We start from the raw sequence: 16,223 nt of genomic DNA, 5'->3' as shown, positions 1-16,223 counted from the left end.
TAGGATTCGTCTCCATCCTAAGCGAGGCCCACCGGGGCGCTCGGTCATCGTCTGACACGCCAGCTGTCACTTCTCCTGACGGACCGCCTCGGTGGCCTCACCCAGGCCGGCGAAGCGCGAGGGGATGACCGCGCTCCACGCCTCACGCAGCTCGTCGATGCCGATCGTGAAGCTGCCGCCGTCGAACGGTCCGGCCACCTCGAGGTCGCCCGAGGTGGCATCCACGATGCCGATCCGCAGCGCCGCGAAGCCACGAGCGGAGGTCATATCGGTGAAGCGCAGCTCCTCCGACCGTGGCAGCGCGACCAGTGCACGGGCCTGGGACTCGCTGAAGAGCGCGGTGAAGGGATCGACACCGTCGCGCTCGCAGATCCCATCCACGGCCACCCGGGCACCCACGCCGAAGCGCAGGCTCATCTCGGCGAGGCCGGCCGCGAGGCCGCCTTCGGAGAGATCGTGGGCGGCGTCGATCATGCCGTCGCGGGAGGCGTTGATCAGGATCTCGCCGAGCTTCTTCTCTGCCTCAAGGTCCACCGCGGGGGGCAGCCCGCCCAGGTGGCCGCGTCCGCGGGCAAACTCGGAGCCGTCGAGCTCATCGGCCGTCACGCCGAGCAGGTAGATCGCCTGACCATCGGCCCAGCGCTCGTAGCCCGAGGGGGTGCGCCGTCCGACGTCGTCGAACTTGCCGAGCACGCCCACCACAGGAGTGGGATGGATGGCGCGGCCCGCCGTCTGGTTGTACAGCGAGACGTTGCCGCCGGTCACCGGGATGCCCAGCTGCTGGCAGCCATCGGCAAGCCCGCGGACGGCCTCGGCGAACTGCCACATGACCTCGGGATCCTCCGGCGAGCCGAAGTTTAGGCAGTCCGAGACCGCCATCGGGATCGCACCGGTGGTGGCCACGTTGCGGTAGGACTCCGCCAGGGCAAGCTGCGCCCCTGTATAGGGGTCCAGATAGGCATAGCGCGCATTGGCATCGGTGGAGAGCGCGACGCCGAGCCCGGTCTCTTCATCCACCCGGATCACGCCGGAGTCATCGGGCTGGGAGAGAGCGGTGTTGCCGCCGACGAAGCGGTCGAACTGGTCGGTGATCCAGGAGACATCTGCCATATTGGGGCTGGTCATCAGATCCACCAGCGCGCGACCGAGCTCCTGGCCAGTCTGTGGCAGGTTCTGCCCTGCCTGCGAGGAGCGGAAGGTGTCCGCCTGCAGTGAGTCCTGCCAGGAGGGGCGGTGATAGGGCCGCTCGTAGACGGGGCCGTCGTGGGCCACCGTGCGGGGGTCCACGTCGACGATCGTCTCGCCGTCCCATTCGATGATAAGCCGACCGGTGTCGGTCACCTCGCCGAGCCAGGAGTATTCGACCTCCCACTTGGCCATGACGCGCTCAAACTCCGCGGCGTTGGCGGGCGTGACCACTGCCATCATGCGTTCCTGGGACTCCGACATCAGGATCTCGCCCGGGGTCAGTGAGGGATCGCGCAGCAGCACATTCCGCAGTTCCACGTGCATGCCGCCCTCGCCGTTGGAGGCCAGCTCCGAGGTGGCGCAGGAGATGCCCGCCGCGCCGAGGTCCTGGATGCCTTCCACAAGTTCAGCATGGAAGAGCTCCAGGCAGCACTCGATCAGCACCTTCTCGGCGAAGGGGTCACCGACCTGGACTGCTGGGCGCTTGGAGGGCTTGGAATCATCGAAGGACTCTGAGGCCAGCACCGAGGCGCCGCCGATGCCGTCTCCACCGGTGCGGGCGCCGAAGAGCACGACCTTATTGCCCACGCCTGAGGCGTTGGCCAAGCGGATATCCTCGTGGCGCATCACGCCGACAGCCAGCGCATTGACCAGCGGGTTGTCCTGGTAGACGGAGTCGAAGACGACCTCACCGCCGATATTGGGCAGACCCAGGGAGTTCCCGTAGCCGCCGATGCCAGAGACCACTCCGGGCAGCACGCGTTTGGTATCGGGGTGGTCGATATCGCCGAAGCGCAGGGGATCCATCACGGCGACCGGGCGTGCGCCCATGGAGATGATGTCGCGGACGATTCCGCCCACGCCGGTGGCGGCCCCCTGGTAGGGCTCCACGTAGCTGGGGTGATTATGGGACTCGATCTTGAAGGTGACGGCCCAGCCGTCACCGAGGTTGGTCACCCCGGCGTTCTCACCGATGCCGACCATCAGGTCCTTCTTCATCTCCTCGGTGACCTTCTCGCCGAACTGGCGCAGATGGACCTTGGAGGACTTGTACGAGCAGTGCTCGGACCACATCACCGAGTACATGGCCAGCTCGGCCGCCGTCGGGCGCCTGCCCAGGATCTCCACGATCCGGTCATACTCATCGGACTTCAGGCCAAGCTCCGCCCAGGGCAGGTCGGTGTCCGGGGTGGTGGAGGCGTGCTCCACGGTGTCGATGTTGAATTCTTTGTCTGTCACAGTCTGCTCGCTCACTGGGCACCTCCGGCAAGAGATGCGATCACGGAGGTGAAAATGGTCAGCCCGTCGGTGCCGTTGCGCATCCCGGTGGCGTCGTCGGGGCCGTAGCCAGCCTCGACGGCGTGTTCGGGGTGCGGCATCAGACCCACGACGTTGCCGGTCTCATTGGTGATGCCGGCGATTGCGTTGCGGGAACCATTGGGGTTCTCGCCCACGTAACGGAAGACCACGCGCCCCTCGGCCTCGAGCGCCTCGAGGGTGTCTGGGTCGGCGAGGTACTGCCCGTCCTGGTTCTTCAGCGGGATGGCGATGAGCTCATCCTGCGTGAACTGGGAGGTCCATGCGGTGGAGGTGTTCTCGACCTGCAGCACCTGGTCCTTGCAGAGGAACTTCAGGTGTTCGTTCTTCACCATGGAGCCCGGCAGCAGGTGGGATTCGGTGAGCATCTGGAAGCCGTTGCAGATGCCCAGCACCGGGAGGCGGCTTCCCGAGGTGGCGGTGGCGGCCTCGATGATCCTGCCCATCAGCGGTGCGAAGCGGGCGATGGCTCCGGCGCGCAGGTAGTCGCCATAGGAGAATCCGCCCGGCAGCACGATCGCGTCCACGCCCTGGAGCGATTCCTCGCCGTGCCAGAGTTCCACGGCGGTGCCGCCACCGAGACGGACGGCGCGTGCGGCGTCGCGATCATCGAGGGTGCCGGGGAAGGTGACGACGCCGATGCGCGCGCCACCCAGGGGAGTGGCACCCGGAGCGGCATGGAAGTCCCCGATGAGGGGGGTCTCAGTGCTCATGCAGCGTCCTCGTCATCCACGCGCACGCTGATGACGTCTTCGATCACCGGGTTGGAGAGCATCTCGGTGGCCGCTGTGCGGGCGCTCTCGAGGATCTCGTCGGTGATCTCGCCGTCCACGGCGAGCTCGAAGCGCTTGCCCTGGCGTACTCCGGAAAAGCCGGTGAAGCCCAGATGGGGCAGTGCGGAGGCGATGGCCTTGCCCTGTGGATCGAGAATCTCGGGTTTGGGCATGACCTCGACGATGATGCGCGGCATAGGGTCTCCTGTGCGATGGTGCGGGCGGGTGAGCCCGCGGGACCGCTGCCAGGTGCCGTCTCACGCACTGCCGGGACCTGATCAGCACGGCTGAGGACGACGGCGGCACGCTCCGCGAGCTTGCCGGTCCAGTCTACCGGTTGCTCACGAGCAGCCCGCCCGTGAGGCCTAAGGCATCTATTGGGCGAAAAACGGTGGAATACGCGTCTGCTGGTCGGGCCATAACGACGTTTTGCGCCCAATGGATGGAGGTTTCGCCCAGATGAGATGCTGAAGCGATGACCGAGATCCACCCTGAACAGGTTCCCCAGGCAGGCCACGCCGAGGCTCGGCACTCCATGTCAGTGGCGCTCGATCCCGCGCAGCGTTGTCCCTGCGGGTCTGGCGACACCTATGCCGCGTGCTGCCGACGGTTCCACGCCGGCGCGCCGGCTCCCACTGCGGAGGCGCTGATGCGGGCGCGGTACAGCGCCAACGCCCTGATGAGTGAGGATCCACAGTTCTTCGGCGGCTACCTGCACCGGAGCTGGGCGCCCGAGACGCGACCGGCGCTCGCGGTCCTCTCAAGGCCGGGTGCTCGCTGGACGCGCCTCGCCATCCTGGGTACGTCCGGGGGCGGACCCTTCGAGACGCACGGAACTGTGGAGTTCGTGGCCAGCTATGAGGATCTCAGCGCGGGCCATGCGCGGGGACGCGGACGGCATCATGAGCTCAGCCGATTCCGTCGCGAATCAGGGCAATGGCTCTACATCGATGGGGATGTGACCTGAGCGGGGAGGTGGAACAAAATACCAGCGCCTCGCGTTATGCCCCACGGAATCTTTCAGTTTTGAAGCACATGTGAAGCAATTCGCGGCCGCGGAGCCGCCGGGTCGACGCTCCGCCAGTCAAGGGATGGGAACACTATGACGCAGACGCCATTGAACATCGGAGTCCTCGGCGCAGGGCGGGTCGGCACAGCCGTTGCCCGGCAGGCCGTGCGCGCGGGTCATACGGTCACCATCGCCACTGGCAAGCCCGCCGCGGACATTCGGCTGCTGACCGAGGTCATCGTCCCCGGCGCCACGGCTGTTGATCGTCAGGACCTGCGCAGCGCAGACATCATCGTGCTGGCCGTGCCGCTGCACAAGTACCAGAGCGTGGACACCTCGGTGCTGCGCGACAAAGTGGTCATCGACACGATGAACTACTGGGCGCCGGTCGACGGGTTCATGGACGAGTTCGAGACCGGCACCAGCACCAGTGAGGTCATCGCGAACTTCCTCGGAGCCGCGCGCGTGGTCAAGACGCTCAACCACATCGGCTATGGCGACCTCGAGGTCGATTCCTACCCCGCCGGGGATCCGCATCGCCGCGCCCTGGCGGTGGCCTCCGATGACGCCGAGGCCAAGAGCCTGGTCTCTACGTTCATCGACTCGCTGGGTTATGACCCGGTCGATGCCGGGCCGCTCGCGGCTGGCAAGGCCTTCGAGAACGGCACCGAGATCTTCAACGGTCGCCACGGCGCCGCCCGCATGCAGGAGCTGCTCAGCGAGTGCAGCCGCGTGCTCGCCAACGCCTGAATTCAGCGAGCTCGCGGATCAGAGCGGTCCCTCGAGCTGGTCCAGCACCGCGAGGAGCTTCCCGCGCAGCACCTGTGACTCCTCGGCGAAGCCCTTCTGTGCCCGAGCATAGGTCGCCCGCCCCGCAGGCGTCTCGATCGGGACCGGCTCGTAGCCCCAATCGCTGAGGTCATAGGGGGAGGCGCGCATGTCCAGCTCTCGGATCCGTGCGGCGAGGTCGAAGCATTCCAGCAGGAGATCGCTGCTCACCGCCGGGACGAGCTTATAGGCCCACTTATACAGATCCATATTGGCGTGCAGGCACCCGGGTTGCTCCATGCGTGTCTGCGACTCCCGGGTGGGTTCCAGCGCATTGAGCGGCTTCGCCGAGGGCGTGTAGAAGCGGTAGGCGTCGAAGTGCGTGCAGCGGATGTTCGCGGCCTCGACCACCTCGTCGGTGCCGGAAGAACCCAGGCGGAGTGGAACCTGGTCGTGGCGCTGGCCGTGCTCCACGGACTTGTACACCATGGCCCACTCATGCAGACCGAAGCATCCCAGCTGCGCGGGTGTGGCCGCCGTCGTGCTCAACAGTCGGCGAGCGAAACCGATCATGGAGGCACGGTCGTAGCGGAACCCCTCGACGTCGAGGGTCACCCCGGTGCTGATGGTGCGGTAGTGCTTCCACTCGGCGTGCTCGAGCCGATCGCCCTGGAGCAGGACCCCGACTCCGGGATGCCAGCGGGAGAGCTTGCCGGGGGAGTGGGAGTAATAGGTGAAGAGGAAGTCCTCGACGGGGTGCTTGACCCCGGCGTGGCGACGCGCGAGGAACCCCTCGGTGAGACGGTCCACAGCGGCCTGGTGGGCGGCGGCCTTCTCTCGGTGCTCCTGTTCAGGAATCACCGTCAGCCCGTGAGCTTCCTCGAGAGGAGCTGGTGTCTGGGTTACCATCGGGTATATCACTCGTACCAAGTGCGCAGGCGGCAGGGAACCCGTAAAGGGTACACCTGCCGCCTGTGTGCTGCGCGGGGCTGTGTCATCGATTCAGGGCACTCGGCCTCAGCCGAGTTCTCGGCGCATGATCCAGCGTGGACGGTGTCCGCTGTGCGCCGTGGTGGGCGCGGCGGCCTCGAACCCGTGGACTGCGAAGAGCTCGGTGGCGCCGACATAGCCGCTGATCACGTCCACCCGCGAGGTCTCTGTCTCCAGCTCGAGGGGGTAGCCCTCGACAACCTCGGCTCCATGATGCGCCGCGTGGGCCACGGCGCCCTCGAGCAGATCATGCATCAGCCCACGTCCGCGGAACCCCGGGCGGACCACGAAGCACACCACGGACCAGGCATCGCGGTCGTCGAGGAAGGGGATCGTCCGGGAGTTCATTAGCCGTCGGTAGCTGCTGCGTGGGGCGATCGAGCACCAGCCTGCGGGTTCGTCATCGACGTAGGCGAGCACCCCGGGGCCGGGCTCCTGAGCGCAGAGCTCGCGCATGAACTCCGGGCGGTCCTCATTCGTCACCCGAGAGTCCCGATAGGACATGCACCAGCACCCCCGGCCGCCGGGCTTCTTGACCCCGACTACCTCATGGAAATCGGCGAAGCGTCCGACGGCGGGGAGTACCTCGGTGCCCATGCTCGGGCCTAGCGACCGGTCCCGGCGTAGACCTTGGCCTCTTCGTCAGAGTCCAGGCCGAACGCGGTGTGGATGGCCTGAACGGCGCGGTCCAGCAGCTCCACGTCCGTGATGACCGAGACGCGGATCTCCGAGGTGGAGATCAGGCCGATGTTGATGCCGGCGTCGCGCAGCGCGGTGAAGAACCGCGCCGAGACACCGGGATGGTTGCGCATGCCGCCACCGATCAGCGAGACCTTGCCCACCTGAGGGACGAAGTCCATGGACTCGAAGCCGATGGTGTCCTTATGTGCGTTGATCATCTCCTGGGCGCGCTCGCCGTCTTCGCCGGGAAGCGTGAAGGAGATGTTCGTGGTCCTGGTCGCCATAGAGACGTCCTGGACGATCATGTCGATGTTGACCGCCCCTTCGGCGATGAGGTTGAAGATCTCAGCCGCCTTGCCGGGAACGTCGGGGACCCCGGTGATGGTGAGCTTGCCTTCGGACGCGTCATGCGAGACGCCAGAGATGATGGGCTGTTCCAAGGGTTCGCCTTCCTGAATGGTCACAGTGTCTTTGGGGTCGGGGATGACCCAGGTGCCTTCGAGCTGGCTGAAGGAGGAGCGCACATGCAGCTTCACGCCGAAGCGGCGCGCGTACTCCACCGAACGCAGGTGCAGGACTTTGGTGCCGGCCGCGGCCATCTCCAGCATGTCCTCGCTGGAGATGGTGTCGATCTTCCGGGCCGTCTTGACCACGCGCGGATCGGCGGTGAAGACACCGTCGACGTCGGTGTAGATCTCGCACACATCGGCATGCAGCGCGGCCGCCAGGGCGACGGCGGTGGTGTCCGAACCGCCGCGGCCCATCGTGGTGATGTCGCGGGATTCCCGGCTCATGCCCTGGAACCCTGCGACGATGCCGATGTGGCCATCGTCAAGGGATTCCTGCACACGTTTGGGGCTGACCTCGATGATGCGGGCCTTGCCATGGATGGCATCGGTGATCATACCGGCCTGGGATCCGGTGAAGGACTGGGCGGTCTCATCGAGCTCGTGGATGGCCATCGCGAGCAGCGCCATGGACATGCGCTCACCGGAGGAGAGAAGGATGTCCATCTCCCGGGAGGGTGGGGCCGAGGTGATGCGTCCGGCGAGGTCGAGCAGGTCATCGGTGGTGTCACCCATGGCCGAGACCACGACGACGACCTGGTGGCCGGCGTGCTTGGTCTCGACGACCCGCTTCGCCACACGTTTGATGCTTTCGGCATCGGCGACGGATGATCCGCCGTATTTCTGAACGATCAGGCTCATGACAGGTTGTCTCACTCCTGGAAAGGGATGGGAAGGAACTTAGGTCAATTCTAAATCTGGTCAGGCGTCTCGCAGCACGGCGCTGAGGAACTGCTTGGTGCGCTCGTGGGTGGGGTCGGAGAAGATCTTCTCCGGGGCACCTTCCTCGACCACGCGGCCGCCGTCGAACATCATCACCTTGTGGGAGACGTCGCGGGCGAAGCTCATCTCGTGGGTCACGATCAGCATGGTCACATTGGTGGTGTCCGCGACTGTGCGCAGGATGTTCAGCACATCTCCGACCACCTCGGGATCCAGCGCGGAGGTCACCTCATCGAGCAGCAGGATCTCGGGGTCCATGGCCAGGGCGCGGGCGATGGCCACACGCTGCTGCTGACCACCGGAGAGGCTCATCGGATGCTCGTTGGCCTTGTCCGGCAGTCCCACCTGCTCCAGCAGTGAATGCGCCTTCGCGGTGGCTTCGGACTTTGACTGACCCAGTACGTGGATGGGCGCCTCGATGATGTTCTCCAGCACCGTCATGTTCGGGAACAGATTGAACTGCTGGAAGACCATGCCGATCCGGGTGCGCAGCTGCTTCTGCTCCTTGGCGGAGACGGGGACGCGCTTCCCATCCTTTTCACGGTGGGTCAGCGGCTCGCCGTCGACGAAGATATAGCCGCCGGTGAGCTCCTCCAGCGTCATCACCAGACGCAGGATCGTGGTCTTGCCCGAGCCGGAGGGTCCGATGAGCGTGACCCGCTCGCCACGGCGGACCGAGAAGTTCAGGTCCTTGAGGACGATGTTGTCGCCGAAGCGCTTCTCGACATCGACGAACTCGATGACGGGAGTTTCGGGATCAGTTGGCGTAGGCAAGACGCTTCTCCAGACGGTTGATCAGCAGTGCGGTGGGGTAGCTGGCGGCGAGGAAGATCAGGCCAGCGATGGTGATGGCTTCGGTGTAGCGGAAGGTCTGCGCACCGATCGTCTGAGCCACGCGGACCATCTCCGCCACCGAGATCACGAAGAGGAACGGCGTGTCCTTGAACATCGAGATCGCGTAGTTTCCCAGCGAGGGGATGGTGGAGCGCAGCGCCTGTGGGATGACGACCCGGCGCCAGGTCCGCCCGGCGCTCATTGAGAGTGCCTTGGTGGCCTCCCACTGCCCCTTGGGCACGGACTCGATGCCGGCCCGATAGACCTCAGACATATACGTGGCGTAATGGATGCCGAAGACGATGAACCCGATCAACAGGGGGTCCATCCAGGTGAAGCCGTAGTAGAGCACCAGCAGCTGGACCACGATCGGCGTCATCCGGATGAAGTTGGCCGCCCAGCGCACGATCAAGGCCAGTGGTGTGGGCAGAACGCGGATCAAGATTGCGATGACGAGTCCGAGAATAGCCGCGATGATAGTGCCCACGACGGTCACCAGAAGGGTGACTTGGATGAAGGCGGTCAAGATCTCCGGGAAGATCTCGACGGCGAATTCCCAGTTCCAGATGGGTCCGGAGCTGTCCCCCGCGGGCTGTGCGGTCAAGAGTGGAGTCAATGTGATCATCCCTGCCCCCCTGGAGTCTTTCCGCCGAATAGGCTCGGAGTAGAGCCGGGGTGCGCTGAGGCGATAGGCATCTTGGGTGCTGGTGAAAGGATCTCCCGGATGGTGGGTCCCTGTCCGAGCCGGTGCTTGGCGCGGATCTCCAGAAGCCTCATCCCCTGCGTGAGGACCAGCGCGAACAGGAAGTACGCAATGAGCCCGATGAAGGCGTAGGCGAACCACGCGTCGGTGACGCGGCGCAGCTGGTCGAGCTCGAAATTGAAATCATTGAGTCCGACGATGTAGACGACAGCCGATCCCTTCAACAGGTGCACGAGTAGGTTCGCCAGCGAAGGGATCATCAGCGCCCAGGCCTGCGGGAAGATGATCCGTCGGATCTTATGCGGCCAGGACATGGAGAGTGCGACGGTGGCCTCCCACTGGCCGGAAGAGACGGAGGTCAGCGAGGCGCGGACCGCCTCTGCGCCGTATGCCCCGTAATTCACGCCCAGGGCGATCACGCCCACGGTGAAGGAACTCTCTAAGGTCAGTCCGAAGAGGGGCAGGACGTAATATACCCAGAACAGCTGCACGAGCAGCGAGGTGCCACGGAAGAACTCGATGATGACCCGCGCCGGGCCTCTGAGCCAGAGATTCGGGCTGCCTGCCATCAGGCCCAGGATCACGGCAATGACGAAGGCGAGTGCGGCGCCGACCAGGGTGAGCTGCACGGTGAGCACGAACCCGTCCCAGAGTCTGGGCCCGAAATTCTGCAGCGTCTCGAAGTACTGCTGCTGTTGATCTAGCCAGTCCACGGTAGGAGGTGTTTCCTCTCTGCTGGAGGTGATGTCACCGAAGCGGTGGCCGGCACCTTTTCAGGGCCGACCACCGTGAAGTGTCTGAAGTTCTCAGCTCAGTCTTCGATGTCCTGGAGCGACTCCAGGTCGCCTGCGCAGAGCGCCTCCGCAGTCAGATCAGCTGGCGGGATCTCGGCCTCGGTGAAGCCGTACTCACTGATGATCTCCAGCAGCTCGCCGCTTTCCTTGAGCTCTGCCAGGTGCTCGTTGTACTCCTCGAGCATGTCGGAACCTTCCGGGAACACGGTCGAGCCTGCGCCGTACTGCATGACACCGTCCATGTCATGGACGAAGCCCTCGGTGACCTCATAGCCGTCCATGTCGCCCGCCATCTCGCTCAATGAGATCGCGGTCAGCGCGAACACGTCCGCGCGACCGCCGGTGACCATGTCGACGCCGTCGTCCGCTGAGCCCACACCCTCAGCCTCGATGCCCAATTCCTCTACGTAACCGGCCTCGATGCCGGAGGACAGTGTGGCCAGGGTGATGTCTTCGCCGGATTCCATGGCCTCGGCGACGTCGTTGAGGTTCTCCACGCCGAGGGGGTTGCCCTCTTCCACCAGCAGCGCGGTGGTGTACATGATCTCCGGCTCGGCGAACGAGGCTTGCTCGCAGCGTTCGGGGAGAATTGACATGCCCGCGGAGACAGCTTCGTAGCGGTCCGCGTTCAGGCCAGGTATCAGGCTGTCCCAGTCGGTCAGCTCAGCCTCAACGGCGTAGCCCATCTCGCCGAAGATCTCCTCGGCGAGGGCGATGGTGGCACCCTCAGGCTCCCCGTCGTCGTTCAGGTAGGAGTATGGTTCTTCGCCCGCGATGGCGACGGTGATCGTCTCCTCACCGGAGTCTGCTGCCGCCTCGTCGCTCTCGGCGTCATCTCCGCCGCAGGCGGTCAGGGCGAGCAGTGCGGCGGCGCTTACGGCGCCAGCGCGGACTGCCATAGAAGTCTTGTTCCTCATCGGTGCTTACCTCATCCTCTGGGTTCGTCTGGTGCGAGTCGGTGACACCATGCGCCGTGACGGCGGCATGCCACCTGACTTTCCACGCTAGACCGATCAAAGAGATTTGGAAACTGAATTGATCGGTTGAGGGAACACAGAGAGTCGAAACGCCGAGTCAGAAATGGGGTCAGGAAATCTCAGGGTTGATCGGAGCACGCGCGTGGTTGCCTGACGTGCCTAGGCAAGCGCTCCATAGGTAAACCTGACGAAATACGATTCCTAGAAACCTGAGTATTGCCTGATTACGCTTGCATAACTATCTGGGCGGCGCGTTGTCCTGCCGACTGCAGGAGGATGGTCAGGACATCGCGCGGCGGCCCTCGAAGGCCCGGCCCAGAGTGACGTCGTCGGCGTACTCCAGATCGCCTCCCACGGGCAGGCCGGAGGCGAGCCGGGTGACGGGTATCCCAATGGAGCCGAGCATCCTGAACAGGTAGGTGGCGGTGGCCTCGCCCTCGAGGTTCGGGTCCGTCGCGATGATCACCTCTTGGATCGCGTCATCGGATAGCCGACCCAGAAGTTCGCGGATATGGAGCTGATCAGGACCGATGCCGGCGATCGGATTGATGGAGCCGCCGAGCACGTGGTATCGGCCGCGGAAGGAGCGGGTGCGCTCAATGGCCATGACGTCCTTGGACTCCTCCACCACGCAGATCAGACTGGCGTCGCGCCGCGAGTCCTGACAGATCCGGCAGGTGTCCTCCTCGGAGACGTTGAAGCAGATGGAGCAGAACTTCACCTTCTCCTTCACAGTGGTGATCGCATCAGCCAGCCGCTTCATGTCCTCGCCATCTGCCTCGAGGATGTGGAAGGCCACACGCTGGGCCGACTTCGGTCCGATGCCGGGCAGGCGTCCGAGCTCATCGATCAAATCTTGGACTGCGCCTTCATACACGGTGGGGACGAGCCTTCCAGGTGGGGTGGTGATTCAGTCTATCGGGGTTACTCGTTGAGCCAGCGTTCCTCGAGAAGCGTGGCTCCGAGGTGCTTCTCGAAGGCCTTGCGGCCGAAGACCCCGGAGTGTTCCAGGGCGACATCATCCTCGCTGGCGATGTCCTCGGGCTCGGGCCCCTTGGGGGGTTTCGGCCCAGGCTGGTTGTTCGTTCCAGGCTGGCCAGCAGGCTGGGTCCACGATGGCGGCGCCGTCTGGTCATAGTCACTGGGCGGCCCAGAATCCCAGGCAGGATCAGGCGGGGGTGCCGGGTGATCGTGCTCAGCCGGCGGTTCCGCCGGTGCGGGAGCAGCTTCCCCGCGGCGCTGCGCGAGCCGGCGTCGAATCTCGGTAGCCCGGCTGGGGGCACCACCGCCGGGAGGGGCAGTCGCCGGTGCAGAGGTTGCGCTGTCCGATTCAGTCGCCGCGCTGGAGGGGCTGCTGCCTGACCGCGGCCCCGCCGAGGCTCGGCGGGCGAACGCAGGGACCGGCGGCTTCGTCTTCAGGGGCTTATATGACTCGGGCTCACTCGGGGAGAGGTCCGAGGTCGAGGTGGCCGCCGGCGTCGAGGTCGGACCAGGGGCGGGGGCCGAGGCAGCGGCCGGGTTGGGGTCCCGGTCGGGTTCATCTCTGTCATGCTCGAGCTGCTCAGGTTCGAGCTGCTCAGGTTCGAGCTGCTCAGGTTCGAGCTGCTCAGGTTCGGCGGGCCGCGGCGACGGTGCTTCAACTGGGGGTTCCGGCGGGGCCTCGTAGAACCCGGGGTCATAGGGCTCAGGAGGCTCTTCCTGAACCCACGCAGGCGACCCGTCGGCAGGTTCATCAGCAGGTGCGAGGCCCTCGCCTGCGGGCGGCACATCCCCTGAGTCCGCCGGGCTCAGCCGGCGGTCAGCTTTTGGGCCGCCACCACCGCCTGGGGAAGAGGATCCACCGCTGTTGAGCGTCAACCGCACCTGCATCCCCAGCACGTCCTGGACCGCGGAGTTCAGGGCCTGTTCGCCGTGTCGATTCGCGAACGTAGATTTCGCGCCTTCATTGGCGAAGTTCAATGTCAGGGTCTGGCCATCGAAATCGCCTACTTCCACGTTGCCCTTGACCAGCATCCAGAGCATCCGTGACTGCGATTTCAGGGAGTCCACAATGTCGGGCCAGGCGCGACGCATCATCTCAGCCGGCGAGACCCCCGAGGAGGAGTCGGGCTGTGCGGCGGGCCGTGGTGTCACCGTTGCCGCAGGGGCGGATTCGCCGGCCCTCGAGGCCGCCGGCGCAGCAGCAGAGGATTCATTGTTCCGCGCGGGCTGCGAGGCAGACGGTTCCTCCGGCGCTGCTTCTGGTCGCGCAGCGGCGGCAGGCTGCTGCGCAGCGGGATCTGGCTGTGCGGCGGCGGCAGTCTCCACGACCGGTGCGGCTGGCTCCCACTGCTGTTCGCCATCGGCCTGAGCTGCAGGCTGGGGTTCGCGATCAGACTGCGGTTCTCGATCAGGATGGGGACTGGGGTCCGGGCTCGACTCCGACTGGGGGGCGGGTGTGAAACTGGGCTGAGGCGCGGATCCGTCCACGGGACGAGCCGGCTGGCTGGGCTGCGCGCGGGATGGGGCACCTGAACGGGTGGGCGCCTGGTGCTCGGACTCGGGGGTCACGCCGGCGCCGGCAGAGAAGTCCAGCCGCCGCTCCACGCGTTCCAGCCGTGCAGCGACCGACGCATGACCCTGTTCGGCATGGGGCAGCAGCAGCCTCGCCATGAGCAGCTCGAGGTGCAGCTTGGGAGAGGTCGCGCCGACCATATCGGTCAGCGCCTGGGCGGTGATGTCCGCCCCCCGGGACAGCTCGGCAGAGCCCAGCTTCCCGGCCTGGGTCTGCATCACGCGGATCTGGTCCTCGGGGACCCCGCGCAGAATCGCCCCCGGGTTCTCCGGCACGGACTTCACGATGATCAGATCGCGCAGCCGCTCCAGGAGGTCCTCGACGAAGCGCCGGGGGTCCTGCCCAGACTGGACGACCCGGTCGACCACCGCGAAGGCGGTGGCCCCGTCGAGGCTCGCCACGGAGTCCACCACATCATCGAGCAGCGTGGCGTGGGTGAAGCCGAGCAGCGCCGTCGCTCGGTCGTAGTCGAGCCCGTTTTCGGTGGAGCCGGCGATCAGCTGATCCAGCACCGATAGCGTGTCGCGGACCGAACCGCCGCCGGCACGGATCACCAGCGGCAGGACGCCAGGGGCCACGCTCACCGACTCCTGTTCGCAGAGCCTGTGCAGGTAGTCCATGAGCGGCTCGGGCGGCACCAGTCGGAAGGGGTAGTGGTGCGTGCGGGAGCGGATCGTGCCGATGACCTTGTCCGGCTCCGTGGTCGCAAAGATGAACTTGATGTGCTCCGGCGGCTCTTCGACGATCTTGAGCAGCGCATTGAATCCCGCCGCCGTGACCATGTGGGCCTCATCGATGATGAAGATCTTGTAGCGGTCCCGAACCGGGGCGAAGGTGGCGCGCTCTCGGAGATCACGGGCATCATCGACGCCGCCGTGGCTGGCGGCGTCGATCTCGATGACATCCAGGGAGCCGGATCCGCCGGTGGCGAGGTCCACGCAGGAGTCGCATGTCCCGCAGGGAGTCCCCGTGGGCCCCTGCGCACAGTTCAGGCAGCGAGCGAGGATCCGCGCCGAGGTGGTCTTGCCGCAGCCACGGGGGCCTGAGAAGAGGTAGGCGTGGGAGACCGCGTCCTTGCCCAGAGCTGTCATCAGGGGAGCGGTGACATGCTCCTGCCCGATCACCTCGGCGAAGGTGTCGGGGCGATAGCGGCGGTACAGGGCGGTGCTCACAGTCAGAAACCTTATCTGCTCCCTCGGACATGCGCATGCAGCAGGGGTCCGCCGGGACTCACCGGGCTTCGGGGAGGGTTCGATCAGCCCCGTGGAGCGGCATCTGCCGCGAGGCGCTGCGCCACCCTGCGGTTCCCGGGCACGGTGTAGAGCCAGCGCGTCCAAGGGCGCAGCCAGACGACCCCAAGGGTCAGTGCCAGCCCGCCCACGGTGCAGACAGCCACGTGGACCGGAGCATCCACCCCGAGCTGATCGATCCAGCGGTGGAGGAGGATGATGATCGGAAAGTGGCTGACGTAGACGACGATCGAGTTCCGTCCCGCCCACTGCATGAAGCGGTTGAGCAGACCTGCGGGGATCCGTGGTGCCACCCAGAGGATCAGGGCGATGCCGAGCACTGCGGTGGGAGCCGAATAGATCGTGCCTGCACGAAACTCTGGGCTCTCCAGCCCGTGGTGCGCCAACCATGCCACGATCACCGCGAGGACTGCCGCGAGCAGCCAGGGTGCGCGGGTCCACCGCGCGAGCAGCCGAGCACTGGCGGCACCGAGGAAGAAGAACGCGCCGTAGTACAGCGTGCGATTGAGAAGCGCCTGGTCGACCTCGATCGAATGGCGGGTGAAGATCATGACCACGAACAGCGAAGCCGCGACAGCGGTGAACAACAGGGGCCTGCCGAGCAGCGGTTTGAAGATCAAACCGACCAGGTAGCAGAGGGTCAGCGCCATGAGGAACCAGAGGTAGTCCCCGTTCTGCCAGTAGCCAGGATCTCCGGGGCCGTTCCTGTAGATCAGCACGCCGAAGCCCACGAGCCAGACCATCAGTGGCCAGACGACCGCGCCGAACTTGCCCCAGAGGTATCCCGCGGTGGGCTTTCGCAGCGACCGTGGCAGAAGAGTGCCGGAGAGGAACATCAGCAGCGGCATGCGGAACGGTTCCAGGTACAGGTTCAGCTCAGCCCACTGCGCGACCTCGATGCCGTTTGCCCGCGGAATGTCCGAGCCGTGGAGCACCACGACGAGCAGCACCGCCACTCCGCGCAGGAGGTCCATCCACTGCATGCGCTGCGTCGACTCAGCAGATGGGTGTGGCATGGTCCTGGAACTGACTCTCTCTGGCGATCAGGAAGGAGGAATCGCGAGGCAGCTGGCGCGAATCAACTGAAGTCACTGTA

The 16,223-nt window shown here is 65.5% G+C and carries 15 protein-coding genes; 2 read left to right on the top strand and 13 right to left on the bottom strand.

From position 1 onward, the window contains the following. Positions 1 to 66 precede the first annotated feature (66 nt). Genes purL through purS form a run of 3 tightly spaced genes read right to left on the bottom strand, consistent with a single transcriptional unit; the run spans position 67 to position 3,475 of the window. Complete coding sequence (gene purL, locus IY716_RS06285) at positions 67 to 2,442, bottom strand: phosphoribosylformylglycinamidine synthase subunit PurL (protein ID WP_369699608.1); 2,376 nt, start codon at positions 2,440 to 2,442, stop codon at positions 67 to 69. Beyond that, positions 2,439 to 3,218 carry a phosphoribosylformylglycinamidine synthase subunit PurQ gene (gene purQ / locus IY716_RS06280; protein ID WP_218220700.1) on the bottom strand — a complete coding sequence of 260 codons (780 nt, stop codon included), beginning with the start codon at positions 3,216 to 3,218 and terminating at the stop codon, positions 2,439 to 2,441. The genes purL and purQ overlap by 4 nt, the downstream gene beginning before the upstream one ends. After that, positions 3,215 to 3,475, bottom strand: a complete 261-nt coding sequence (gene purS, locus IY716_RS06275; RefSeq protein WP_218220699.1) for a phosphoribosylformylglycinamidine synthase subunit PurS — start codon at positions 3,473 to 3,475, stop codon at positions 3,215 to 3,217. Before purS ends, purQ begins: the two co-directional genes overlap by 4 nt. Before the next feature lie 278 nt (positions 3,476 to 3,753). On the opposite strand from purS, the gene IY716_RS06270 reads away from it, so the two are divergent. Further along, positions 3,754 to 4,245, top strand: coding sequence for a YchJ family protein (locus tag IY716_RS06270; RefSeq protein ID WP_369699607.1), 492 nt, complete (start codon positions 3,754 to 3,756; stop codon positions 4,243 to 4,245). Between the two features lie 135 nt (positions 4,246 to 4,380). After that, positions 4,381 to 5,037, top strand: a complete 657-nt coding sequence (locus IY716_RS06265; protein ID WP_218220698.1) for an NADPH-dependent F420 reductase — start codon at positions 4,381 to 4,383, stop codon at positions 5,035 to 5,037. Between the two features lie 18 nt (positions 5,038 to 5,055). On the opposite strand, the gene IY716_RS06260 is transcribed toward IY716_RS06265, so the two are convergent. The 10 genes from IY716_RS06260 to IY716_RS06215 form a co-directional block, all read right to left on the bottom strand. Continuing rightward, positions 5,056 to 5,964 (bottom strand): 3-methyladenine DNA glycosylase, encoded by a 909-nt coding sequence (locus tag IY716_RS06260; RefSeq protein WP_255316448.1) that lies wholly within the window; start codon positions 5,962 to 5,964, stop codon positions 5,056 to 5,058. A 108-nt stretch (positions 5,965 to 6,072) separates the two neighbouring features. After that, on the bottom strand, positions 6,073 to 6,642 hold the full coding sequence (locus IY716_RS06255; protein ID WP_218220697.1) for a GNAT family N-acetyltransferase: 570 nt from the start codon (positions 6,640 to 6,642) through the stop codon (positions 6,073 to 6,075). An 8-nt stretch (positions 6,643 to 6,650) separates the two neighbouring features. Beyond that, positions 6,651 to 7,934, bottom strand: coding sequence for an aspartate kinase (locus tag IY716_RS06250; RefSeq protein ID WP_218220696.1), 1,284 nt, complete (start codon positions 7,932 to 7,934; stop codon positions 6,651 to 6,653). A gap of 60 nt (positions 7,935 to 7,994) precedes the next feature. Continuing rightward, positions 7,995 to 8,789 carry an ectoine/hydroxyectoine ABC transporter ATP-binding protein EhuA gene (ehuA, locus tag IY716_RS06245; RefSeq protein ID WP_218220695.1) on the bottom strand — a complete coding sequence of 265 codons (795 nt, stop codon included), beginning with the start codon at positions 8,787 to 8,789 and terminating at the stop codon, positions 7,995 to 7,997. Next, complete coding sequence (ehuD, locus tag IY716_RS06240; RefSeq protein WP_255316447.1) at positions 8,773 to 9,453, bottom strand: ectoine/hydroxyectoine ABC transporter permease subunit EhuD; 681 nt, start codon at positions 9,451 to 9,453, stop codon at positions 8,773 to 8,775. The genes ehuA and ehuD overlap by 17 nt, the downstream gene beginning before the upstream one ends. Before the next feature lie 17 nt (positions 9,454 to 9,470). Further along, entirely contained in the window at positions 9,471 to 10,265 is a 795-nt protein-coding gene (locus IY716_RS06235; RefSeq protein ID WP_218220693.1) for an amino acid ABC transporter permease, read from the bottom strand. 98 nt (positions 10,266 to 10,363) lie between these two features. Further along, the gene (locus IY716_RS06230; protein ID WP_255316446.1) at positions 10,364 to 11,245 is read right to left on the bottom strand and encodes a transporter substrate-binding domain-containing protein; all 882 of its coding nucleotides are present in this window, start codon (positions 11,243 to 11,245) and stop codon (positions 10,364 to 10,366) included. A 358-nt stretch (positions 11,246 to 11,603) separates the two neighbouring features. Then, positions 11,604 to 12,200, bottom strand: coding sequence for a recombination mediator RecR (recR, locus tag IY716_RS06225; protein WP_218220691.1), 597 nt, complete (start codon positions 12,198 to 12,200; stop codon positions 11,604 to 11,606). Positions 12,201 to 12,247: 47 nt separating this feature from the next. Next, entirely contained in the window at positions 12,248 to 15,049 is a 2,802-nt protein-coding gene (locus IY716_RS06220) for a DNA polymerase III subunit gamma and tau (protein ID WP_218220690.1), read from the bottom strand. An 83-nt stretch (positions 15,050 to 15,132) separates the two neighbouring features. Next, on the bottom strand, positions 15,133 to 16,143 hold the full coding sequence (locus IY716_RS06215) for an acyltransferase (RefSeq protein WP_218220689.1): 1,011 nt from the start codon (positions 16,141 to 16,143) through the stop codon (positions 15,133 to 15,135). Between the last annotated feature and the right edge of the window lie 80 nt (positions 16,144 to 16,223).

The sequence above is a fragment of the Nesterenkonia sp. Act20 genome (genome assembly GCF_019173455.1).
Classification (GTDB): Bacteria; Actinomycetota; Actinomycetes; order Actinomycetales; family Micrococcaceae; genus Nesterenkonia.
This window is presented reverse-complemented; position numbering and strand designations above follow the sequence as displayed.

Excerpts from the sequence above, each read along its gene's own strand:
- IY716_RS06265 (WP_218220698.1), top strand. The coding sequence starts at position 4,381 with ATGACGCAGACGCCATTGAACATCGGAGTCCTCGGCGCAGGGCGGGTC.
- IY716_RS06260 (WP_255316448.1), bottom strand. The coding sequence starts at position 5,964 with ATGGTAACCCAGACACCAGCTCCTCTCGAGGAAGCTCACGGGCTGACG.
- IY716_RS06250 (WP_218220696.1), bottom strand. The coding sequence starts at position 7,934 with ATGAGCCTGATCGTTCAGAAATACGGCGGATCATCCGTCGCCGATGCC.
- IY716_RS06230 (WP_255316446.1), bottom strand. The coding sequence starts at position 11,245 with ATGGCAGTCCGCGCTGGCGCCGTAAGCGCCGCCGCACTGCTCGCCCTG.
- purS (WP_218220699.1), bottom strand. The coding sequence starts at position 3,475 with ATGCCGCGCATCATCGTCGAGGTCATGCCCAAACCCGAGATTCTCGAT.
- IY716_RS06215 (WP_218220689.1), bottom strand. The coding sequence starts at position 16,143 with ATGCCACACCCATCTGCTGAGTCGACGCAGCGCATGCAGTGGATGGAC.
- purQ (WP_218220700.1), bottom strand. The coding sequence starts at position 3,218 with ATGAGCACTGAGACCCCCCTCATCGGGGACTTCCATGCCGCTCCGGGT.
- IY716_RS06255 (WP_218220697.1), bottom strand. The coding sequence starts at position 6,642 with ATGGGCACCGAGGTACTCCCCGCCGTCGGACGCTTCGCCGATTTCCAT.
- IY716_RS06270 (WP_369699607.1), top strand. The coding sequence starts at position 3,754 with ATGACCGAGATCCACCCTGAACAGGTTCCCCAGGCAGGCCACGCCGAG.